This is a genomic window from Corynebacterium wankanglinii (assembly GCF_013601005.1).
GTDB lineage: Bacteria > Actinomycetota > Actinomycetes > Mycobacteriales > Mycobacteriaceae > Corynebacterium > Corynebacterium wankanglinii.
On the sequence record NZ_JABFED010000005.1, the window covers coordinates 1 to 20,741 of the forward strand.

Consider the following 20,741-nt stretch of genomic DNA (forward strand, 5'->3'; position numbering starts at 1 on the left):
AGGTGTGTCGGTGGTTGATAGCGGCGGGGAAACGCCCGGTCCCATTCCGAACCCGGAAGCTAAGCCCGCCCGCGCCGATGGTACTGCCCCCGGGAGGGAGTGGGAGAGTAGGTTACCGCCGACCCAACAACTTCACACTTATGCACCCGCCCACACCACTTCTGGTGTGGGCGGGTGCTTTTACATTCCATTCAACCGGGTCACCCCGCAAGTAACCGGCGATGGGCTGCGTGTGCGGCGGCGCTGATTGTGTGGTGGTGGTCGAGTACCCCAGGTCGAGCACACGCGTGGTCCGGGCGGTACTCGACCACCACCGCCCGGCCACCGCCACGCGACGCGGCGGGGCCGCACCACCACCCTGCCTGCGCGCGATCTGACACTGGGCCCAGAATCAGGCCGTGTTCCCCCTAGTCGCCATTGGTGACATGTCACATCATGCGCACACCCCCCGGACAACCGCACTGGGCACACACCGGTTCGTGGTGGAGGTTGCGTACCCCACGTCGAACACACCCCCACCCCCGGGCCCTACTCGACAACCACAACCCGCACCACCACACCGCAATCAACAGCGGGGCTCTACCTATCGACAGGAGGCCACATACGCCGCGGTGGCAGTATCCGCACCCACGAAGGAGCCCACAGTGGCGAAAGTCGAGTACCCCAGGTCGAGCACACCCCCGTATAGCTACGGACTCGACCTCCACTACTCGACCAACTGCCAAACTACAACGACAACCACCCCGCCCGCGCACGATCTGACACTGGGCCCAGAATCAGGCCGTGTTCCCCCTGGTCGCCATTGGTGATATGTCAGATCATGCGCACACCACCCGGACAACCGCACGGCACACCCCCGGCATCAGCACCGCGCCGCCCGACCCAAACAGTCACATCTCCGACCCGTCATTGGTCGACGCGGACAAAGACGCAGACAAAGACGCAGACAAACAGGCCACGACAGGAACCCCGCGGTTGCATGGCAGCCCGACAGTCGGGGGATCTCACCCGGCGGGCCTACTAGGAATACGCTCCGAGATTGCGGGCTACAGAGAAGGCCAGTTTCCGCTAAGCCGAAACTCTCGCGGCGCGCCAGTGAGGGGATCGGTGAAGCCCAATAGGGTGCAGCGGAGCAGCATTGGCGTTGAGAAGTCTTCGCCGTGGGCGGGAAGAAGCTTCGGGTAGATACGGTCGCCGAGGATGGGGGCGGCCTCTTGCATCATTTGCACCCGGAGTTGGTGGGTGCGGCCGGTTTCCGGCTGCAGCGCGTAGCGGGCGAGTGGGCTGGATACGCCGTAACGGGCCTGTAACTCGGCCTCGGCGGTTCGGGGAAGGCGGGAGACGCCGGCGACGACGGTGCGGCTGTTGGGCTCGGCGTCTGGAACGACCCGGGCGGCGGGCTCGCCGGGCTGTTTGGTGAGGTGGTGGTGCCAGGGGGTGGCCGGAGGGACGTCGTGAAGCGGGGCGATCACCTCGTATTCTTTGCGCACCTCGCGCCGCGCGAAGAGCTCCTGGTAAGCGCCGCGAAGACCGCGGCGTTTGGTCAGGAGCAACAATCCCGAGGTGGCGCGGTCGAGGCGGTGCGCGGGAGTGAGTTCCTCGTTGCCGGTCGCACGGCGTAGGCGCACGGTGGCGGTTTCGGTGATGTGCGAGGCGCGCGGCATGGTGGCAAGGAACGGGGGCTTGTCCACGACGAGGATGTCATCGTCTTCGAAAACGGTGGTGATGGCGAACGGGACCGGCAGCTCGGGTGCGGGGCGCCGGTAGAAGTAGACGTCGGTGCCCGGTGCGAGCAGTGTTTCGGCGGTCAGCGCAGTGCCGTCGCGCTTAACGACGCCACCTTCGGCGAACCTCTGGAGCACCGCATCCACGGTGTCGTCGGGGTGGCGGTGGCGCTGAGTAGACACGAGGTGCCAGATGAAGTCGACGGCGGGGATACTCTCGCCGTCTGGGACGCGGGCGCGGGTGGCGCCGAGGCCGTTCCGGGGCGGGAGGGGGCCGGTCTTGTGGTTCTTTTTCCGTGCCATGCTGTGTAGTAGATTAGCCGCCATGGATCTCGGAGCGATGGTTGAGCCGCTGACGGCGTTTTTCTCTCAAGGTATCGGCAAAACGATCATGGATGTGCTGTCTTTCATTTACCAGGTGCTGTTCCCGGCGAACGCTCCGGCGGCGACGCCGCAGGAGCTGCCCCGCTAATTTCTGCGGCGGCACTAGACTGTGGGTATAACCAGCCGATCCTAGGAAAGGTGAGAGATATGACCCACGAAGACATTGTTGTTGTCGCCGTCGATGGCAGCCCCGCATCCGATAACGCAGTGCGCTGGGCCGCGAATACAGCCATGAAGCGCGACATCCCGTTGCGCCTTGCAGCGAGCTATTCCATGCCACAATTCTTGTACGCGGAGGGCATGGTGCCGCCGTCTGAGGTGTTCGACGAGATGCAGCGTGAGACGCTGCAGACGGTGGATCGAGCCCGAGAAATCGCGCTTGAAGTAGCGCCGGATCTGCGTATCGGACACGCGGTGGCGGAGGGCTCGCCGATTGACATGCTGTTGGAGATGTCGCGCGATTGCACCATGGTGGTCATGGGGTCACGTGGTCTCAGCGGCCTATCCGGGATGGTGCTGGGATCCGTCTCCGGCGCGGTGGTCTCCCACGCCTACTGTCCGGTGGTGGTTGTGCGGGAGGATAACGCCGTCACGGAGGCCACCAAATACGGCCCGGTGGTTGTCGGCGTGGACGGATCCGAGGTGTCGCGACGTGCTACCGAGGTCGCTTTCGAGGAGGCCGCTGCCCGCGGGGCAGAGCTAGTGGCCGTGCACACCTGGGTAGATACGCAGATCCAGGGCCCGGGCGCGGGCTATGCGGTCTCGGAGGACCACTGGAATGCGGTGCAGGCAGAGAAGGACGAGCTGCTGGGCACGTACCTCGGCGAGCTTTCGGACAAGTACCCGGACGTGGTTGTGAAGAAAACCATCACTCGCGACCGGCCGGTACGGGCGCTGGCAAGCACCGCCGAGGGTGCGCAGTTGCTGGTCACCGGCTCTCACGGCCGGGGTGGTTTCAAAGGCATGCTGCTGGGATCCACTTCCCGTGCTTTGCTGCAGCAGGCTCCGTGCCCCATGATGGTTGTGCGAACCCAAGATTCGTAGTGGAACTGTTACGCAACTGCATTGAATGCGTTGCACGCACAGTTCGTGATAGGGGGATAATGGCTCCCGTACTGATGAAATGATGAGAAGAGGTAAATAACTATGACTCCTACACTGGGTTTCCTTGGCTGGATTATTATCGGTGGCCTTGCTGGCTGGATCGGCTCCAAGATTCAGAACCGTGATGCGCAGATGGGCATCGGCCTGAACATTCTGGTCGGTATCATCGGCGGTCTGCTCGGCGGCTGGCTGCTGTCCGCTTTCGGCGTCGATGTCGCAGGCGGCGGCTTGTTCTTCAGCTTCCTCACCTGCCTGCTTGGCGCGGTGATTCTGCTGTGGATCATCAACATGGTCACCAGCAAGCGTCGCTAGACGCTGCGCACCTTCCCCCGGTAACCCCCGGGGGATTTTTGTTGCCCGGTGGAATATACGAACCGGTTTGTCTATATTGAGAAGCGATCACCGCACTAAGGAGTCCTTTTGGCAGCTACCAGCAAGAAGAAGCCAGCGACGCGTCGCCGCGACCGGCCGAGCCCTCGCCAGCGCCTGTTGGACGCCGCGACGAAACTCTTCACCGAGGAGGGTATCCGCGTCATCGGCATCGACCGGATCCTCCGCGAGGCGGACGTGGCGAAGGCCTCGCTGTACTCGCTGCTTGGTTCCAAGGACAACCTTGTCATCGCTTACCTTGAACAGCTCGATGAGCAGTACCGTGCCCGTTGGGGTGAGCGGGCTGCAAAAGCGCCGGACGCCGACGCGAAGATCCTCGCGTTCTTCGACATGGCTATCGACGAGGAACCGGAGAAGGATTTCCGCGGCTCGCCCTTCCTCAACGCCGCCGGTGAGTACCCGCGCCCCGAGGCGGAGTCGGAGGAACGCATCGTCGCCGCATGCGTGGCGCACCGTACCTGGATGCACGAGACCATCACCGCGCTGCTGACGGAAAAGAACGGCTACGAGTCCTCGGCGCTGACGGACGAGCTGCTCATATTCCTCGACGGTGGCCTGACCGGCGCCAGGATCCTCCACAGCGTTGAGCCGCTGCTCACCGCCCGCGCGTTGGCGAAGTCCAAGTTGGGCGCCCCGCCGCCGGATTACTCCATCTAGTTGGTCGGCGCTACGCTCGTCGCATGACCACAGCCCACATGCGTCCACCGGCGCCGCAGGCCCGTCGAGTCAGTGTCTCGCAGGTGATTGGCGAGCTGCTGCTCACGGCCGGTGTGCTGTTACTGCTCTTCGCTTTTTACGAGTCCTACTGGACCAACATCGCCTCCCACCGAATGCAGGACGAGGCACAAACGCGCCTGGAGGAACAGTGGGTCAACCCCCGCCAGGGCAAGACGACGCAGCTCGGCGACGCGTTTGCCAAGATGTACATTCCGGCCTTTGGGCAGGACTACCAGTTCGCCATCGTCGAGGGGGTGCAGGAGCAGCAACTGCTTACCGGCCCTGGCCACTACCCGGGTACGCAGCTGCCCGGCCAAGACGGAAACTTCGCGGTAGCGGGCCACCGGGTGGGCAAGGGCGCGCCGTTCAACGACCTGGGCGCACTGCAAACCTGCGACGCCGTGGTGGTGGAGACGCAAAACGAGTGGGTCACGTACCGCGTCATGCCGATGGCACAGGACCCGGCCGCGCGCCGCGGGGAGGGCGCAGGTTGCCTGCCAGCCCAGCTCAACGAGCGCGTCGCGGCTGGCGACTACGCGCGAGTGTTGGGCCGGCAGATCACGCTGCCCGGCGACATCGAGGTGGTCAACCCCATCCCCGGCAACCGGTCCACGAAGGTGGAGCCCGGCATGGAGGGGTTGATTACCCTGACCACGTGCCACCCGCAATTTTCTAACGCGGAGCGCATGATCATCCACGCGGTGCGCACGGAGGTTGTGCCGAAGGACCCGTCGGGCACCGTCCCGTCCGCAATGAAAGAGGTGCGTTAATTCATGTACGCCGCGTTATGGCGCAAGCTTCCCGGCCCCGCCCCGGTGAAGTGGCTGCTCACCCTGATTGTCCTCACAGGTGTGTTTTTCCTGCTCATGGAGGTTGTCTTCCCGTGGGTGTCGTCGCTAATGCCGTATAACGACGTCGCGGTCTAGCTACAGCCAGCGTGGCACCGGCGGCGCCCAGGCACGCAGCTTGGCCAGCAGTTCGTGCGGATCGTCGGCCACAACCATGTGGGCGCGGTCGGTCGGGCGCATAAACCCCTCGGCCACCATATGGTCCACCATCGCCACCAAGGGCGCCCAGAACGCGCTGCCTAGCAGGCCGATCGGCTTGTGGTGGAGGCCGAGTTGCTGGCTGGTCCATTCCTCAAACAGCTCGTCGAGGGTTCCGGCGCCGCCGGGGAGCGCCACAATCGCGTCGGCAAGCTCGCTCATGCGCGCCTTACGCTCGGCCATGGTCGCCACCACCTCGAGGCGCTCCAGCCCCTCGTACTGCAACTCGTAGTTGGCCAGGTGCTCGGTGAGTACGCCAATGCTTCTCGACGCCCCTTCGGCCACCTCACCCATCAGACCCAATTTCGACCCGCCGTAGACCAGCGTGATGCCGTTGTCAGCCAGCGCTTGGCCGAGGGAGCGGGCCAGTGCCGCGTTGGCGGGGTTGGTGCCCGGCCGCGCGCCGGCGTAGACGGCCACGGCGGTGATCTCGCGCGAGCGCAGGGCGGGGAAGATCTCGTCGCGAAGCAACGGCGCGAGTTGGCAATCAGGCGCGGCGGGGTCGACCCAGCGCGCCTCAGCGATCTCGGCGGCAGGTGCCGGTGCGATGCTCGTGCCGGGGTGCAAAAATACCGTGGACGTCACCGTGTGGCCGGGCTCGTTGGACGCCGGCGCGCTGAACCGCCCGAGGAAGCTCACGTGCTCCGGGTCAACCGTCACGCCCACTTCTTCGCGGGTTTCGCGCACCGCGGTTTCCACCAACGTCTCGGTGCCCTCCGGCTTGCCGCCGGGCAGCTGAAACCGGGGGCTGGTGTGCTTACGCACGCACAGCACGCGCCCGTTGTCGTCGGTGAACACGATTGCGGCTACAGAGATGATCGCGGGGTCAGTCACAGGGCCAGGTTAGCGATAACTTCCTTGGCCACCGTCTCGGCTTTCACGGACTCGTCCTGGTTGGTAAATACCGCCACCGCTGTCGTGCCTTTGGCCACCGCGAACGCGGCACCGATGCGGCCGGGCACGTCCCCGCCGCCGTGGCGCCCGCCCTCCCACCCGCCGGGAAGCGTGGCCGGTTGGGTCTGCGCCACCGGGGCGACGTAGTCCACCACCGCGCGGGCGTCTTCCACTGAGTCCATGTGGCGCACCAGCACGGTCAGCTGCGGCTCTTCCGGGTAGGACCAGAACTGGCAGGCAGGTGGGTCGAAGCGGGTGTCGGTGCCCACGCCCGTGACGCGCTGGCCGTTGGTCTGGGCCACCCACTCGGTGTTCAGGTAGGGGCACTCGGTCCAGCCGTCGCGCGGGGTCGCCGGCAAGGCCTCCACGGGCAGGGTTGCTTCGGGGGCGGGGGCGGCCGAAGGAGCGTCGATAGGCGAAGGCTGCTGCGAGCAGCCGGCGAGGGCGAGCAGGAGCATGGCGGTGGGTACTCTCAGACGCATGAGCTCCAGATTAGTGCTGTTGGAGCAGCATCCCGGCAAGACTGCGGACTACCGCGCGCTCGACGCCGGCATCACGGTGCTGGCGGTGTGCCTCATGCTCGTTTCCTTCGGCGCGCTGGCGCGGATGCCGCTGAACTCCGCGCTGCTGCACATCGTGATGACGGCTGCGTTCGCCTTCCTGCTGTTCTACGGGATGGTGGAGATGTATCGCTGGGGCGCGTGGGGGCGCGTGGCGTGGATGCTGGGGGCCACGGCGGTGTGGGTGGCGGACATGACCGTCTCGCCGGTGGCCGTGTACTGGGTGTTTGTGCTCTTCTTCGTGGCGTTGCGCGCCTTTGACAACTGGGTCGGCTATGCGTGGGTGGTGGCGTGCCTGGCCATCAGCATCGGGATGCAGATACCGGTGGGGCTCACGCTCGGCGGGGTGATGGGCCCCGCGCTGTCCGCGGTGGTTGTGGTGGCCATCAACTACGCGTTTGCCACCATCACCCGGGTGAGCCGCGAGCGGCAGCAGCTTATCGACGAACTGCTGGCCACCCGTGACCGCCTCGCCGAAACGGAGCGTGCCGCCGGCGTAGCGCAGGAGCGCGAGCGGCTGGCCCATGAGCTGCACGACACGGTGGCGCAGAACCTCTCATCGATCCAGATGCTGCTGCACTCGGCGGAGAAAGACGTCCGCGACAGCGGCATGCCGGAGGATGCTGCGCAACAACCGCTGCGCAAGATGGAAACGGCGCGCCGGGCCGCGTCCAACAACCTCGCGGAGACCCGCGCCATGATCGCGGCGCTGGCCCCGGCACCGTTGACGGAGTCGTCCCTGCGGGACGCGCTCGGGCGCGTGGCGGGGGACTTCGGCGCCGCAGGCGGGCTGGACATCGGGGTGGAGGTGGACGGCGATCCCGTGCCGCTTCCCATGCGGGTGGAGGCCGGTCTGCTGCGCATCGCGCAGGGCGCAGTGTCCAACGTGGTCAACCACGCTGAGGCGTCGGCCGCCAGGATCACCCTGACGTACGCGCCGGACGAGGTGCGCCTGGACGTGGTGGACAATGGGCGCGGCTTCGACGTGGACGCGCAGGCGCTCAAACCCAGCGGGCTGGGCCACCTGGGGCTGGATGCGATGCGCTCGCGGGCAGCCGAGCTCGGCGGACGTCTCGACATCGAGTCCGCGCCCGGCGGGCCGACAGCGCTCACGGTGGCGGTGCCGGTTACTATCAGCCACAAAAGCGACCCACACGAGGAGGCCGACGTTGATCCGGGTACTGCTGGCTGACGACCATGAGATTGTCCGCCTCGGCCTGCGCTCCGTACTGGAGGAGGCCGAGGACATCAAGGTGGTGGCCGAGGTCGCCACGGCCGAGGGAGCGATCGCTGCTGCGCAGGCCGGCGGCATCGACGTCATCCTCATGGACCTGCGCTTCGGCGCTGGGGCCGAGGGCCAGCGTGTGACCACCGGCGCCCAAGCCACCGCCGCGATCCGCGCGAACATGTCCAACCCGCCGAAGGTGCTGGTGGTGACGAATTACGACACCGACGCCGACATCCTCGGCGCCATCGAAGCCGGCGCCGTGGGCTACCTGCTCAAAGACGCCCCGCCGGAAGAACTCGTCGCCGCGGTGCGCTCCACCGCACGCGGGGACGCCACCATGTCCCCGGTCGTGCGCGACCGCCTGGAGTCGCGCGAGCGCACCCCGCGCTCGTCGCTGACCCCGCGCGAGCTGGAGGTACTCCAGCTCGTTGCCGCCGGCTCCTCCAACCGAGAGATCGGCCGCCAGCTCATGCTCTCAGAGGCTACGGTGAAATCGCACCTGGTGCACATCTACGACAAGCTGGGTGTGCGTTCGCGAACCTCCGCCGTGGCGTCGGCGCGCGAGCAGGGCGTGCTGTAAAGCCTCGTTCCTCGGCCTTACAGCAGGAAATCCTTACAGTAAGGGCTACTTCGACAGCTTCGCCTGCACGTCGGCGGCGAGCTTGTTCAGATCTTCCTCGACGGAGTTGTGAGCCAGGCGGCGCTGCTCCGGGTTAGCGTGCTCAGCGTTGCGCACGGCCTGCTCCAGCTCGTCCAAACGCACGCGCGCGTCGCCCCTGAACCCCTCGCCGAGGTTGTCGGACTGCTCGATGTTTTGCCGGACGGCGTCGATACGCGCTTTGAGCTCAGCGCCGCGGCCGGAGTGGCGGGCGAGATCCTGCGACGTCAGCCCTAGGCCCGCGGCGCGGTTGTTCACCTGGCTCTGCTGGAACGAGGTCAGCGCTTTGTACGCCAGCGGCAGCAGCACCGGCACCAGGACGCGCCCGGCGGACACCCACTGCTTGGCCTTTTTCTGGGTGATGCCGGACTCCTCGATGCGCTTCAGGTGGGCCTTGGCCAGGTCCTTTTCGTGCTTCTGCTTGCGCTTGAGCCCCTTCTTCTCTTCCTTGAGCAGGCGCTTTTCCGCTTTATCCAGCAGCTTCGCGGTACGCTGATCCGCCTTGGCCTCCTGCTTGGCCAGCTTGCGCGCGTGCACCTGCGCCGCTTTGACCTCGGCCTTCGTCTTCGCGCGGGACTTGCGGATGGCCTCGAAAACACCCATGGTCTGTTCTCCTCTAATCGTTCGCTCTAACGCCCATTCACTGTACCCGCCAGGGACCTGCCCCTGCCCGGGTATCGTTTGAGCATTGTGAGTTGTGAACCCGTGCGCGCCTCAGACCTCGTGGGCTGCCGCTTCCGCCTGCGGCAGCGCCGCGCGCACCCGGACGTGCCCGAGCTGCCGGAGGCGTTGCTGCGCCAGCCGCAGATCGACGCCGCCCGCGCCGCCGTGTTCGACCTGCTGCCGGTCAAGCGTGCGCTTGGCGACGGCGCCGGCAAAGCCTTCGTCCGCGTCGACATCGACCCCGGTTCAGATCGTGTCGCAGCCACGCAGGATGCTCTACGGCGTCGCGCCCACCTGATCACCAACGCCACCCTGGTTGGCGCGGTGGAAGGCGTGGAAGCCGAGGCCGACGTGGACATCCTCGTGCGCACCGACGCCGGGTACCTGCCCGTGGTGATTTCCAACCATCGCGTCGCCCGCTCGCATCCGAGTGCCGAGCTGGAGATGATCCCCACCGGGCGCCTGGGCCTGGGCCAGCCGCTGACGGTGCACGCGAAGGCGCGCCACCACACCGTGGACGGCTACCGCGTGGCGCTGGCGCACCTGCTGCTCGGCGAGCGCGCGGACGGCCGCGGGGCTGTGATCGGACAGGACCGCACGCGCGCCTACCTGTGCGAGCCAGAGCGCTACGTCGAGCCGCTGCTGCGCGCTCTGCTGGCGCCGCTTCCAGAAGAACCCAAACGGTTGAAACAGTGCGCCACCTGCAGGTTTTGGTCGTTGTGCGAGCCGCGCCTGGTCGAGCTCGATGACATCTCCCTGCTCCTGCCCGGCGGCCGCGGCGACATCTGGCGTGAGCGCGGCATCCACACCGTGCAGCAGCTTATCGACGAAGCTCCGCCCGAACCCGCCGCCCTCGCCCGTGCCTGGCGCGCCGGCATCCCCGTCCTGCGGCGACCCGGTTTTGCGCCCGTGCCCCGCGCCGACGTGGAGGTGGACGTGGACATGGAGGCCTACCTGGACCAAGGGGCGTATTTGTGGGGCACCTTCGACGGCACCGGCTACCGCGCGTTTGTCACCTGGGACGAGGTTGGCGGCGCCGCCGAGGAGGAAAATTTCGCCGCGTTCTGGTCCTGGCTGATGGCGCGCCGGGCCGAAGCGCATGCGGAGGGCAAGACGTTCCGCGCGTACTGCTACGCCGCGGGAGGGGAGAACCACTGGCTGCGCTCGTCGGCAAAGCGGTTCGCCTCCGTGGACGCCGGGGAAGTGGCCGCCTTCATCGCCTCCGACGAGTGGGTGGACGTATTCGCCCACGTGCGCCGCTGCCTGGTGGGCACCGAGGGGCTGGGGCTGAAGGTGCTCGGCCCGGTGGTCGGCTTCGAATGGGAGGACGACGACGTCGACGGCGAGCGCTCCGTGGCGCTGCGCCGTGCGGGCCGCCTCGGCGACCAGGCCGCCCGCGAGATGCTTTTGCGCTACAACGAGGACGACTGCCGCGCCACCCGCGCCGTACGCGACTTCCTGGACAACGGCGCGCCGGGCGTGCCGGAGCTCGGCGAGGTGTAAGCCCGCGAGTGGGGCTCCGTGCCTGCCGGATGGTATAGCGATCATGCTCGCGCTGCTATACCATCCGCCGGTAGCCTCTTCGTTTCCCCAGCTCGTACTGGAAGTGATGTTCAATAGCGTGCGGATGGTATAGCAGGACCTCCCGCGCTGCTATACCATCCGGCGGGGTGGCCGGGCAGGCCGCACGGGGCGTGCTGGAGCTCGGCGATGTGTAGGCGAATCGCTGGCCGGGCGCGGCCGGTTGTTCCCGCGACGTCACGCTGCGAGGGGGTTATTCCTGGGTTCGCGGCCGAGCTCGACCGCCCACGCAAGTAGTCGCCAAGTTTATCGAAGACAACCGGGGGAATTCGGGCTCGAGTCGATTATTCGCGCCCTTGCGGCAACCAACGCGGAAATCGAGCTGAGTATCTACTACATCGATCGTGCCGTGACGAGGTCGGTCCAAGGGCCGGAGCGTCGTTAAAAGACAGCCTCCTTAATTATGATGCCGGGCCACCTTTCGCAGATTTCCGCTTTGCCCACTTCCTGCAGACTGGACCCATCGGGAAACACTGTTCGCTCGTCAATCGTTGCTCCATCAAAGGTGTTCGCGTCGTAACTACACCCGTTTAAATTCGCTGCGACAAGAATCGCGCCTCGAAAATCGCACTCCTCTAATTTTGAATCCTCGAACAGGGACATGCTCAAATCGCACATCGTGAAGTCCGAACCGCGCATATCGGCTTGTTGAACGATCAATGCGTTGACGTGTGCATGGGAAAAAGTGCACCATTTCAGACTCCCACTGAACGTCGTCGAATCGAGGTACGCACCTTTGAAATTCCCCTCGTCCAACACGCAGTTGTTGAATTCGGCGTAATCCAGGCACGCACCCTGCCACATCAACCCCGATAGTCGGGCGCCGCGTACCCTCACGCCCCTCAGGTTGATATCCGAGAAATTCACCCGAACTTCCGCATTTCGCCTCCCCGGCCCGGGAGCCAGCGATGCCCAGCTGTAGTTGGGGGAAAACTCATCCCAACTCGCAGGTGTGGGTATGCCAGCCTGTTCGCCCTGCAACGGGGCTCTCAACCTCGCGGATAGACCCTCAAAAGCGGCGGTGCGGGCGCGCAAAGTCGGATCCTGGCGCTGTTGTTGAGGATCGCCTGAGTGAATGAAAGTGATCAAAACATCAACGATCTCCTGTAACCGACCCGCAACAGAGCCGGGGTCCAGCGCTGCCCATTCATCAGCGATATGAAGCAAATCAAACACTGACGCTAGACGTACGAGTGATGACCTTTCTTAAGAAGAGGTTAAGAGTAAGAAAGCTTTTATGAACATCGGTCGGGAAAGGTCTCAACCGTGATAGATTGCGGGTGTCCGATAAGGTTACGTAACAGATAAGAACTGAGGCGAACCATGAGGCAACCGCGCACTTTCTCGAGAATCATAACTTCCGTCGCTGCTAGTTTCCTGTTGGTGGGATCTATGCAATCTACGTCAGCCTTTGCTGACGAAATTGATCAGGTAGCCCTGGACAGAGCCGGTGCACCGCAAAGTACTGAAGAAACTGACAAGGAAATCGACCGCTATATCATTACTGACGACGATGGGGTGATGCGGTTCGATATGCAAACTGCCCAGCAAGAGGGTGCTTCAGAGACCGCACTGAGGGCGGGAACGTATATCAACGAGTTCACCTCCACAACTAGTACTAGAGGCATCATCGATAGCTTCATGAACAAGTGGCGTTATTGTGGACCAAATAACTCCCAGCCTGGCCCTCCGTACGCAGGGAAACCTGCTGACTCCGCTTGTCGAGACCATGACATTTGCCTCGCCCAGAACACGGACTTGAACGCCAAAAAAGCCTGCGATCAGGCGTTGATCAATGCAACGCAGCACGAGCTTGATGAGAACTCTGGTGCGTATTCGCTAGACGAGAGAGCATATTTACACGCGATGAAACGTGCCATAAGCTGGGCCCGCGATAACTGTCGCGTAGATTCCCCACCTGCAATTTGCAAAGGTAAGCTCCGTTAAGAATTATAAAGAGGAGCCTAGATGAAATTTTCTGACTCAATCTTCAGCTCAGTAACGCTTGTAGTTGCAATCATCGTTGCGGCTTATGTATGCGCGCAGCGAGATGGCGTTAATGACACTTTCCGAATAGTATCGGCTGCTGCTTTGGCCGTTGCAGCGATTCTGATTTTCGTTCGACAGCGCAAAGTGGCAGTACCGATTATGGCGCTGATCGCTCCGTGGACAGACATAATCATAATGAGCGTGGTCTTTCTGATTTGGGGCGGCTCCTTCGCTAACAGTTAAGAAGCCGCACGAGGAATGCTATCTGGAGTCGAGAGACCAGGATGTGCCGGCAATGAATCCCGCCCTATTTGGTTTGGAGATCAAAAGGTTAGACAGATTTCCAGTTGAAGTAAAGCTTGAAGTGAAGTCAGTATCCAAGTCACGTTAGTCCGAAATTCCTCCATACTACCTTCGTGACAATTCCCATCACAATGGCCTTCTTTATACTGAGGCGACATCCAAGAATCGCGTAAAGAGCCCTGCTTCTTCCGAAGCTTGCGCACGGACTGTTCTTGTTGTTCAAGCTGCTTTTCACACCACCTGATAAGCCTGGAAAGCATATCGACCCCTTGACAAGAACGGAAGAACCGCTCATCTAGCTGTCGACTTGTATCTAATTGCATAATCTAGTTATTCATTGCGGTTAGGCGGAAAATCGTCGTTAGATAAATGGGATTTTCGGCGTCGCGGCATCCCTGCTTCTTTTCAAATGTGTAGCTACGGCTGTCCCCACGTTACTCTGCTACCGCGCGCCCCTCCACAGCGCCGCGGAGACCACAACGAGCACACCGAGCAGCGCGGCGAGCACCGCGACGAACCCGGCCCACGGCAAACCCTCGTACGCCCAGCCGGTGGCGGCCCCCAGGATGGATGAGCCCATGTAGTAGCAGAACACGTACATGCTGGACGCTTCGGCGCGGTCGCGCTCGGCAATGAGCCCGACCCAGCCGGAGGCCGTCGAGTGGAGCGCGAAGAAGCTGGCGGTGAACACCAACAGGCCAGCCAGCGCGATCCACAGGCTCGGCCCTGCGACGGCCAATGCGCCCAACAACATCATCGTCGCGGAGGCGAGCACGACCACACCGCGCCCGTAGCGTCGTGAAAGTGCCCCGGCCCGCGCGCTGGACCAGGTGCCGGACAGGTACACCACGTACACCAGGCACGACAGTGCCGCGGGCAGCCCGTAGTCCAGCACTGCGCGGAAGCCGAAGAAGTTGTACATGGACACGAACACGCCCATGGCGATAAACGCGGTGGCATACAGCCCCACCAAACGCAGGTTTCTCAGGTGGCCCAGCATTGCGCGCAGCTCCACGCTGGGGCGTATCGACGCCTTCGGTACGAAGTTGCGCTGCTGCGGCAACGCCCACGCCGCCAGCGCCGCTAACGTGAACGCCACCAGTGCGCTGCCGAACATCGCCCAGCGCCAGGAGGTAACTTCTAAAAGTCCGGCGGGGATCAGGCGCCCGCTGAGGCCACCGATGGAGTTGCCAGCGATGTACAGGCCCATCGCGCCGGGCAGGTCGCCGGGGTCAAGTTCTTCTGACAGCCAGGTCATGGCCACCGCCGGGGTGCCGGCGATGAGCGCGCCTTGCGCCGCGCGAAGGGCGATGAGCTGCCCCGCCGTCTGCGCCAGCGGGAGCGCGAGGCCGAGCGCGGTCGCGCCCAGTGCGGAGACCACGAGCACCCGGCCGCGCCCGTACTTCTCGGACAGGATGGATGCCGGGACTACGCAAAGCGCGAGCGCGCCGGTCGCCGCGGAGACAGTCAGCGCGGCGGTCGACGGACTCACGGCTAGCTCCGAGGTGAGCGTGGGCAGCAGTGCTTGCGTGGCGTACAGGGCGTTGAAGATGGCCAGCCCGAACGCGAGCATGGCCCATGTTGCGCGTCTGTACTCCGGGCTGCCTTTCTGCATGCCCACCATGCTAGGAAAGAAAAACCCCGGCCGGGCACAAATGTGCGGGGCCGGGGAGGGGCGGCAGCTTGACGTCGTTAAGCGGATGCCTTTGCGTAGCGCTCGTTGACATCGTCCCAGTTGACAACGTTCCACCAAGCCTCGACGTAGTCAGCCTTGACGTTCTTGTACTGCAGGTAGAAGGCGTGCTCCCACATGTCCAGCATGAGCACCGGGGTGAAGTCCACGGAGACGTTGCCCTGCTGGTCGGTCAGCTGCTGGATGATCAGGCGGCCAGCGATGTGGTCGTAGCCCAGCACTGCCCAGCCGGAGCCCTGCAGGCCGGTGGCGACACCGGAGAACTGCTTCTTAAAGGCGTCGAAGGAGCCGAAGTCGCGGTCAATGGCCTCAGCGATCTCGCCGGTCGGGGTGCCGCCAGCGTTCGGTGCCATGTTCTTCCAGAAGATGGAGTGGTTGGTGTGGCCACCCAGATTGAACGCGAGGTTCTTGGACAGGGCGCGCAGGCGATCCGGGTTGGCCTCGCCGTTGCGCTCGGCCTCGAGGGCCTCGAGCGCGGCGTTCGCGCCAGCAACGTAGGTTGCGTGGTGCTTGTCGTGGTGCAGGGTCATAATCTCTTCGGAGATGTGCGGCTCCAGCGCGTCGTACGCGTAGGGAAGTTCCGGAAGCTCGTACACAGCCATGGTCGATTCCTTTCGTTTGCGAATCAGTTGCGGGCCCCATGGTAGAGAAAATTTGGGAACAGTGTTGTGGCCAAAGTCGTTGTGTAGGGTATGGGATTTCTTTTCGCACCTGAGCCAAAGCTTGTGGACGCAAGCTCCGCCCTCCCCGGACGCCCCGAGCCAATTCTTGCTAACCCGCGCGAGCACGCCGTGCTGGCCACGCCTATTACGGGGCCGTGGCGCGAGGGGCAGAAGCGCATCCTCGTCGGCATCGGCTGCTTTTGGGGTGTGGAGAAGATGTTCTGGCAGCGTGACGGTGTGGAGTCCACGTCCGTGGGCTACGCCGGCGGGGTCACCCCGAACCCCACCTACCGCGAGGTGTGCAGCGGTCAGACCAACCACGTCGAGGTGGTGGAGGTGGTCTACGACCCGCAGGTGATCAGCCTGAAAGAAATTGTGAAAACCGCGCTGGAGGCGCACGACCCCACCCAGGGCTACCGCCAGGGCAACGACGTGGGCACGCAATACCGCTCCGCCTTCTACACCGACACCGAAGAGGAGGCCGAGCAGATCCGCGGGTGGATCCGCCAGTACGAGGAGGATCTGCAAAGCGCGGGCTACGGCGACATCACCACTGAGGTGGCCTCCGTGGAAGCAGACGGCGTGCGCTACTACCTGGCAGAGGAAGAGCACCAGCAGTACCTGCACAAGGTGCCAAACGGCTACTGCCCGCACCACTCCACCGGCGTGGCCTGCGGGATCTAGTACCCGTGCTTTGAGGGGAACCCGCCCTTCGGCATGCGGGTCTTCGTGGCGTCGTTGTGGATCCAACGCGCCACACGCACAAGCTCGGGGCGGGTGAGCAAGCCCTCGCCGGCGCTATCGCCCTGTCCGTGGACCACCACGTTCCAGTAGGCAACCGTCTCGTCGTGGTAGTTGTGCCCGTGGGGGGAGGGGTACTCCTTGGACGGCAGCTGGTCGATGCCGATCTGCCAAAACGTCACCAGGGGCATCCACCGCATGGTGTCCAGAGCATCGAGGTGTTGCGCCCTCGGCGCGGGTACGCCGCGCGCGCCGGGCTCTTTCAGCCAGTCCGGAGCCCGCCACGCCAGGTTGGGCTCCCACCACACCACGGGGTCGGAGGCGTGCTGGGCGAAGACGAACCGGGGCGCTTCCCAGGCGTTGGCGTAATCATCGCCGCGGAAGTCGTGGCGGACGTGGGCGGGGTGGGCGGTGAAGCGGACGTGGCGGCCGCCGTCGATAAGCGGGAGGCGCTGCGGGGAGCCCTTGGCGCGGTGCTTCGTCAGCTCGCCGTGGTTGCGTGCGAAGCCGGGCGTGCCGGTGAACACGCCGCCTGAGGTGTGCTCGAGGAACTCGTCCACGTTCTCGAACGCGTCGGATACCCCGTACGCGCCCAAGGATTCGCCGCCCACGTACAGCTTGGGACGCTGGTCAGGACCGATCTTTTGCAGCTCGCGCCGGATCGCCTCAATGAGCACCCGGGAGGAGCGCACCGGGTTTGTACGGTCCGCCAGGTAGGAGTACGCCGACGGCAGGTAGGAGTACTGCATGGCCACGATGGCGCAGTCGCCGCGGGTGACAAACTCGAAGCCGGACGTGTGGAAATCGTTGATCCAGCCCGTGCCGGCGGCCGACATCACGGCGATGTGGCTGCGCTCGAAGGCGCCGGTGCGGTGCATCTCCCGCACCGCCACCGCGGCCATGTCTTCGAAATCCGGGTCTTCGTTCCGTTCTGTGTCCAAGCCCACGAAGACGCGGATCGGCTCCATCGCATCGCCGCCGACCAGACGCGCGATGTCTTCCTTGCGCGGCCCGCCGGCTACCACCGCGCGACCCTGCCGGCCCATCGTCTTCCAATCCACCTCAGACTCCGGCGACCCGGAGCGCCCCCGGCGCTGCGGCTGGTCGGCACCGCGCATGAACTCGCGGTCTAGCTCGAGCGCCTGGCGGCTGACCCGCTCAGCGAATCGACGCACCACCATTCGGTCGCCCACCACAATGAGCACGGCGCCGCCGCCCACGATGGCGAGCGGCCAAGACGCCACCGGCGGCAGCTTCTTGCCCAGCAGTTCGTTGATGGCATCGATGAACGTCTGGATGGCGTCGCCGACGATCAGCACCGCGCCGTAGCCGAGGGTGCCCAGCGTGATGCCCAGCGCCTGGGCGCTGATTTTGAACGTGTCGTCGCTTTCCACCAGCTTCTCCTGGCGCACGCGGCGGCGCATGGAGGTAGCGAACACGCTGAGCGTCACGCCCGTCATCGCAACGCGCACAGGGACAGGCAGAGAGGCGTTCGGCGAGTGGGAGGTGGCGGGGCGGAGGGCTTGCGAAGCTACCGTCGCAAAGCCATGTCCGATGCCCTGCAACACGCCGACATTCGCGGCGGTGGCCCACCAGCTGTGCGGCAGCAGCGAGGGTGACACCGCGCCCCACGTGGCCACCTCCGCGCCGACAAGGCCCGCGCCGAAATTCTGCGGCAAGCGGCGCAAACCCCGCATACGCACGCCGGGAGCGATATCGCCCAGCACCTCCAACGCCGCGATCGGTACCGCGAGCAGCCCGTCACTTTTCACCGAGTACCGGTTGCGGGCGCGCTCAAGCGCATCGGGGAGTTTGTTCAAAGCCGCGCGCGCGTCGCGGAAAAGCTGCAATGCCACGGCTGCGATTGTCCCAAATTTGCTCCGGTCGCGGGGAAAGTGGCGCGGGGGTAGCCTCGCAGCCGTGAGCGAGCAGATGTTGCGGCAAAGCGGGCCGAAGATTGTTGCCCACCGCGGTTTCTCCGGGAACCACCCGGAGCTGACGCGCCGGGCCTTCGAAGAGGCCCTGAAACTGCCCATCCACGGCATTGAATGCGATGTGCGTCTTAGCCGCGACGGCCGCGTGGTGGTGTTCCACGACGCATTGGTGTCCCGCACCACCGACGGCAACGGGCGCGTGGACTGCCTGGACTTCGCCGACCTGCGCGAGCTCAACTGCGGCACCGAAGACGAGCCGCAGCAGATCATGTGCTTGGAAGAACTGCTCGAGCTGATGCAGGACTACCCGGACAAGCACATCTACATCGAGACGAAGCACCCCACCATCTACGGCCCTGAGGTGGACGAGCAGACCTTGCGCACCCTGCGCTACGCCGGGCTGCACGAGTCGGAGAACGTGCACGTGATCTCCTTCTCCCACCGCGCGGTGCGCTACTTCACCGAGATGGCGCCCGAGCTGGAAACCTTCTACCTGTTCCGGTTGAAAGAAATGCGGTGGAACCGCAAGAGCCGCATGTTCTCCCGCCCCTACGGCGTAGGCCCTGCGCTGCAGCACCTGCAGCTGCGGCGCGAGCTTTTGGGCTACCGCGGCCTGAAAACTTACACGTGGACCGTGAATACCCCGCGCCAGATGCGCTGGTGCGCCGACAACAACGTCGACGTCATCGCCACCGACGTACCGGACGTGGCGTTGGCGACGCTGGGGCAGGTTCCGGACGTGGCGGTTGCGGGGAGGTAGGCCCATGACCGGCATCATCGCGCACCGCGGCTTCAACGGCCTGTATCCGGAGAACACGCGCCGCGCCTTCGAGGAGGCGCTCAAGCTGGACATCGTCGGCATCGAATGCGACGTGAATCTGACCAAGGACGGCCAGGTGGTGGTCATCCACGACCTCACAGTGGACCGCACGTCCGACGGCAGCGGCGAGGTGGCGCAGATGCTTCTCGACGAGCTCAAGCAGCTCAACGTCGGCACCGAGGACGACCCGCAGGAGATCATGCTGCTGGACGAGCTGTTGGACCTGCTGGATGCGTACCCCGGCAAGCACATCCTCATTGAAACGAAGCACCCGTCGCCGTTCGGTGCCGCGCTGGAGGAGGCGGTGGCCGGGGTGTTACGCTCCCGCGGCATGGAGGCGGATGGGCGCGTCCACCTGATTTCCTTCAACCCGGAGGCGATCGAACGCTTCCAACGGCTGCTACCCGCGATTGAGACGTTCCTGCTGGTGGACGGGCCGTTTACCCCTGTAGGGGCGTGCGGCGCCGGCCCGAGCGTGCGGGAGGCGAAAGCGCGTCCGGAGCTTCTCGACGGGCGATTCCGTACCTACGTGTGGACCGTGAACTTGCCCAGAGATATGGTGTGGCTGCAACGCCACGGGGCGTCCTTGATCGGCACCGACCTGCCCCACATCGCCTTAGAGACGCTGACCTAGGCGTTTTCACGCGCCGGCGTGCTGTAGATTTGCCCGCATGGTGCAACGCAAGCCGAAAAAGAAGAAGAACCGCGAGGAGCTGCCCGAGGGCATGTCCCGCCGCGAGGCCAAGCTGGCCGCCCGCGCCGCGGAGCGCGAGCAGCTGCAGAAGGATCCCCGCCCCTTCGGCGGCCTGGCCGCCGAGGCGGATCTGGTCGCATTGCAGGAGTTCGTGCCGTCTGCCAAGGCCACGTACGACGTTAAGGGCACTCCCGTCAACATCGTGACCGTGCTGCCGGGTGCGGGCGCGGCGCTGGTGCGCGAGGAATCCGAAGGCGGCGAGCGCTTCGTCGCGCTGCAGGTCACCTCCCACTCGCAGAACCCGGGCCGCGACCTGGCGTACGCGCTGAACTGGGTCGTTGACGCCAAGCCAGGTGAGACGCTGCAGTCCACCGTCGCGGACGGTTCGCAGCCGGAGCTCACGTCGCTTCTCGACGGCTCCGCCACCCCCACCATCACCACTTACCAGGACTTCTCCTGGTGGTTCCCCGAAGGCACACCCGTTCCGCCGCAGATCCAGCAGGCGCTGCGGCAGGCCAACGATGCGGTGCTTCCCTCCGAGAAGGTCGGCGAGGGGCTGCCGGGCGCGATCTGGTGGGTCAACCCGGGCGGCGGCAAGGCCCACATCCGCTGGGTGCGCACCGAGGACAACGAGGCGCAGATGCTCTCCGCACTGGCGCGCATCGCCGCACGTGGCGAGCTGAACCTCGGCGAGGGCACCAAGTTCGCCGGCGCGTTCCGCACCCACGGCCTGGTGGTGCCGGTGTTCGACCTCGAACCGTCCGCGAACGCGGGCTCCTATGAGGACGCGCTGGCGGCGCTGAACACGCAGATCGAGGCGGAGTACACCAACGACACTGCGCTGAACGCCGACGAGCGCAAGCAACTGGACAACATCAAGTCCCGCCAGGTGACCATCTAGCGCCGCCGCGGGGGCCCGGTGTCGCAGCGGGCACGATTCGTTCCGCGAACGTTTT

General features: G+C 64.8%; 23 protein-coding genes and 1 rRNA gene. 16 read left to right on the forward strand and 8 right to left on the reverse strand.

Translation table 11 applies throughout. The annotated features are described in order from the left end of the window. Positions 1-6 precede the first annotated feature (6 nt). Positions 7-124 (forward strand): 5S ribosomal RNA (gene rrf, locus HMA55_RS07415). 922 nt (positions 125-1,046) lie between these two features. On the opposite strand, the gene HMA55_RS07420 is transcribed toward rrf, so the two are convergent. Continuing rightward, entirely contained in the window at positions 1,047-2,027 is a 981-nt protein-coding gene (locus HMA55_RS07420) for a pseudouridine synthase (protein ID WP_235961857.1), read from the reverse strand. Between the two features lie 22 nt (positions 2,028-2,049). On the opposite strand from HMA55_RS07420, the gene HMA55_RS07425 reads away from it, so the two are divergent. The 6 genes from HMA55_RS07425 to HMA55_RS07450 all read left to right on the forward strand — a co-directional run bounded on the left by HMA55_RS07425 (position 2,050) and on the right by HMA55_RS07450 (position 5,245). Further along, complete coding sequence (locus HMA55_RS07425; protein ID WP_181192429.1) at positions 2,050-2,196, forward strand: hypothetical protein; 147 nt, start codon at positions 2,050-2,052, stop codon at positions 2,194-2,196. Positions 2,197-2,255: 59 nt separating this feature from the next. Then, positions 2,256-3,152, forward strand: coding sequence for a universal stress protein (locus HMA55_RS07430; RefSeq protein WP_181192430.1), 897 nt, complete (start codon positions 2,256-2,258; stop codon positions 3,150-3,152). A 102-nt stretch (positions 3,153-3,254) separates the two neighbouring features. After that, on the forward strand, positions 3,255-3,524 hold the full coding sequence (locus HMA55_RS07435) for a GlsB/YeaQ/YmgE family stress response membrane protein (RefSeq protein ID WP_038613384.1): 270 nt from the start codon (positions 3,255-3,257) through the stop codon (positions 3,522-3,524). 108 nt (positions 3,525-3,632) lie between these two features. Next, positions 3,633-4,259: a TetR/AcrR family transcriptional regulator gene (locus tag HMA55_RS07440; RefSeq protein WP_181192431.1), complete on the forward strand. Its 627-nt coding sequence runs from the start codon at positions 3,633-3,635 to the stop codon at positions 4,257-4,259. A 23-nt stretch (positions 4,260-4,282) separates the two neighbouring features. Beyond that, positions 4,283-5,089, forward strand: a complete 807-nt coding sequence (locus HMA55_RS07445) for a class E sortase (RefSeq protein WP_181192432.1) — start codon at positions 4,283-4,285, stop codon at positions 5,087-5,089. A 3-nt stretch (positions 5,090-5,092) separates the two neighbouring features. Beyond that, positions 5,093-5,245 (forward strand): hypothetical protein, encoded by a 153-nt coding sequence (locus tag HMA55_RS07450; RefSeq protein ID WP_181192433.1) that lies wholly within the window; start codon positions 5,093-5,095, stop codon positions 5,243-5,245. On the opposite strand, the gene HMA55_RS11505 is transcribed toward HMA55_RS07450, so the two are convergent. Then, the gene (locus HMA55_RS11505) at positions 5,246-6,199 is read right to left on the reverse strand and encodes a TIGR00730 family Rossman fold protein (protein ID WP_181192434.1); all 954 of its coding nucleotides are present in this window, start codon (positions 6,197-6,199) and stop codon (positions 5,246-5,248) included. It abuts the gene before it with no gap. Next, the gene (locus HMA55_RS07460) at positions 6,196-6,741 is read right to left on the reverse strand and encodes a DUF2020 domain-containing protein (protein WP_235961858.1); all 546 of its coding nucleotides are present in this window, start codon (positions 6,739-6,741) and stop codon (positions 6,196-6,198) included. Before HMA55_RS07460 ends, HMA55_RS11505 begins: the two co-directional genes overlap by 4 nt. On the opposite strand from HMA55_RS07460, the gene HMA55_RS07465 reads away from it, so the two are divergent. Beyond that, the gene (locus HMA55_RS07465; protein WP_181192435.1) at positions 6,740-8,011 is read left to right on the forward strand and encodes a sensor histidine kinase; all 1,272 of its coding nucleotides are present in this window, start codon (positions 6,740-6,742) and stop codon (positions 8,009-8,011) included. The genes HMA55_RS07460 and HMA55_RS07465 overlap by 2 nt on opposite strands. Beyond that, positions 7,989-8,627, forward strand: coding sequence for a LuxR C-terminal-related transcriptional regulator (locus HMA55_RS07470; protein ID WP_181192436.1), 639 nt, complete (start codon positions 7,989-7,991; stop codon positions 8,625-8,627). Before HMA55_RS07465 ends, HMA55_RS07470 begins: the two co-directional genes overlap by 23 nt. 45 nt (positions 8,628-8,672) lie before the next feature. Here the strand turns inward: HMA55_RS07470 and HMA55_RS07475 are convergent, their stop codons facing one another. Then, complete coding sequence (locus HMA55_RS07475) at positions 8,673-9,308, reverse strand: DUF6474 family protein (protein WP_181192437.1); 636 nt, start codon at positions 9,306-9,308, stop codon at positions 8,673-8,675. 102 nt (positions 9,309-9,410) lie between these two features. Between HMA55_RS07475 and HMA55_RS07480 the strand changes: the two genes are divergently transcribed. After that, on the forward strand, positions 9,411-10,871 hold the full coding sequence (locus HMA55_RS07480) for a TM0106 family RecB-like putative nuclease (protein ID WP_181192438.1): 1,461 nt from the start codon (positions 9,411-9,413) through the stop codon (positions 10,869-10,871). Between the two features lie 459 nt (positions 10,872-11,330). On the opposite strand, the gene HMA55_RS07485 is transcribed toward HMA55_RS07480, so the two are convergent. Beyond that, a complete protein-coding gene (locus HMA55_RS07485; protein WP_181192439.1) occupies positions 11,331-12,125 on the reverse strand; it encodes a pentapeptide repeat-containing protein in 795 nt (264 codons plus the stop codon). A gap of 216 nt (positions 12,126-12,341) precedes the next feature. Here HMA55_RS07485 and HMA55_RS07490 point away from each other — a divergent pair, with 216 nt between their 5' ends. Further along, a complete protein-coding gene (locus HMA55_RS07490; protein ID WP_181192440.1) occupies positions 12,342-12,896 on the forward strand; it encodes a hypothetical protein in 555 nt (184 codons plus the stop codon). Between the two features lie 21 nt (positions 12,897-12,917). Then, positions 12,918-13,181 carry a hypothetical protein gene (locus tag HMA55_RS07495; protein WP_181192441.1) on the forward strand — a complete coding sequence of 88 codons (264 nt, stop codon included), beginning with the start codon at positions 12,918-12,920 and terminating at the stop codon, positions 13,179-13,181. A 502-nt stretch (positions 13,182-13,683) separates the two neighbouring features. On the opposite strand, the gene HMA55_RS07500 is transcribed toward HMA55_RS07495, so the two are convergent. Next, positions 13,684-14,856, reverse strand: coding sequence for an MFS transporter (locus HMA55_RS07500; RefSeq protein ID WP_235961859.1), 1,173 nt, complete (start codon positions 14,854-14,856; stop codon positions 13,684-13,686). A gap of 77 nt (positions 14,857-14,933) precedes the next feature. After that, complete coding sequence (locus HMA55_RS07505) at positions 14,934-15,536, reverse strand: superoxide dismutase (protein WP_181192442.1); 603 nt, start codon at positions 15,534-15,536, stop codon at positions 14,934-14,936. A 90-nt stretch (positions 15,537-15,626) separates the two neighbouring features. Here HMA55_RS07505 and msrA point away from each other — a divergent pair, with 90 nt between their 5' ends. Then, positions 15,627-16,280, forward strand: a complete 654-nt coding sequence (gene msrA, locus HMA55_RS07510; protein WP_181192443.1) for a peptide-methionine (S)-S-oxide reductase MsrA — start codon at positions 15,627-15,629, stop codon at positions 16,278-16,280. Here msrA and HMA55_RS07515 read toward each other — a convergent pair. Beyond that, positions 16,277-18,193: an alpha/beta-hydrolase family protein gene (locus HMA55_RS07515; RefSeq protein ID WP_257802510.1), complete on the reverse strand. Its 1,917-nt coding sequence runs from the start codon at positions 18,191-18,193 to the stop codon at positions 16,277-16,279. The genes msrA and HMA55_RS07515 overlap by 4 nt on opposite strands. 64 nt (positions 18,194-18,257) lie before the next feature. Between HMA55_RS07515 and HMA55_RS07520 the strand changes: the two genes are divergently transcribed. From HMA55_RS07520 to HMA55_RS07530, 3 genes are read left to right on the forward strand one after another with little or no spacing between them, the layout of a single operon-like run. After that, positions 18,258-19,031 (forward strand): glycerophosphodiester phosphodiesterase, encoded by a 774-nt coding sequence (locus HMA55_RS07520; protein ID WP_308239990.1) that lies wholly within the window; start codon positions 18,258-18,260, stop codon positions 19,029-19,031. 4 nt (positions 19,032-19,035) lie between these two features. Next, a complete protein-coding gene (locus tag HMA55_RS07525) occupies positions 19,036-19,725 on the forward strand; it encodes a glycerophosphodiester phosphodiesterase (RefSeq protein ID WP_181192445.1) in 690 nt (229 codons plus the stop codon). Positions 19,726-19,762: 37 nt separating this feature from the next. Further along, positions 19,763-20,686 (forward strand): DUF5926 family protein, encoded by a 924-nt coding sequence (locus tag HMA55_RS07530; RefSeq protein WP_181192446.1) that lies wholly within the window; start codon positions 19,763-19,765, stop codon positions 20,684-20,686. Positions 20,687-20,741 lie beyond the last annotated feature (55 nt).

Coding starts and splice junctions, on each gene's coding strand:
- HMA55_RS07460 (WP_235961858.1), bottom strand. CDS start 6,741: ATGCGTCTGAGAGTACCCACCGCCATGCTCCTGCTCGCCCTCGCCGGC.
- HMA55_RS07430 (WP_181192430.1), top strand. CDS start 2,256: ATGACCCACGAAGACATTGTTGTTGTCGCCGTCGATGGCAGCCCCGCA.
- HMA55_RS07500 (WP_235961859.1), bottom strand. CDS start 14,856: ATGCAGAAAGGCAGCCCGGAGTACAGACGCGCAACATGGGCCATGCTC.
- HMA55_RS07490 (WP_181192440.1), top strand. CDS start 12,342: ATGCAATCTACGTCAGCCTTTGCTGACGAAATTGATCAGGTAGCCCTG.
- HMA55_RS07450 (WP_181192433.1), top strand. CDS start 5,093: ATGTACGCCGCGTTATGGCGCAAGCTTCCCGGCCCCGCCCCGGTGAAG.
- HMA55_RS07425 (WP_181192429.1), top strand. CDS start 2,050: ATGGATCTCGGAGCGATGGTTGAGCCGCTGACGGCGTTTTTCTCTCAA.
- HMA55_RS07435 (WP_038613384.1), top strand. CDS start 3,255: ATGACTCCTACACTGGGTTTCCTTGGCTGGATTATTATCGGTGGCCTT.
- HMA55_RS07495 (WP_181192441.1), top strand. CDS start 12,918: ATGAAATTTTCTGACTCAATCTTCAGCTCAGTAACGCTTGTAGTTGCA.
- HMA55_RS07530 (WP_181192446.1), top strand. CDS start 19,763: ATGGTGCAACGCAAGCCGAAAAAGAAGAAGAACCGCGAGGAGCTGCCC.
- HMA55_RS07445 (WP_181192432.1), top strand. CDS start 4,283: ATGACCACAGCCCACATGCGTCCACCGGCGCCGCAGGCCCGTCGAGTC.
- HMA55_RS07475 (WP_181192437.1), bottom strand. CDS start 9,308: ATGGGTGTTTTCGAGGCCATCCGCAAGTCCCGCGCGAAGACGAAGGCC.
- HMA55_RS07420 (WP_235961857.1), bottom strand. CDS start 2,027: ATGGCACGGAAAAAGAACCACAAGACCGGCCCCCTCCCGCCCCGGAAC.
- HMA55_RS07505 (WP_181192442.1), bottom strand. CDS start 15,536: ATGGCTGTGTACGAGCTTCCGGAACTTCCCTACGCGTACGACGCGCTG.
- HMA55_RS07465 (WP_181192435.1), top strand. CDS start 6,740: ATGAGCTCCAGATTAGTGCTGTTGGAGCAGCATCCCGGCAAGACTGCG.
- HMA55_RS07525 (WP_181192445.1), top strand. CDS start 19,036: ATGACCGGCATCATCGCGCACCGCGGCTTCAACGGCCTGTATCCGGAG.
- msrA (WP_181192443.1), top strand. CDS start 15,627: ATGGGATTTCTTTTCGCACCTGAGCCAAAGCTTGTGGACGCAAGCTCC.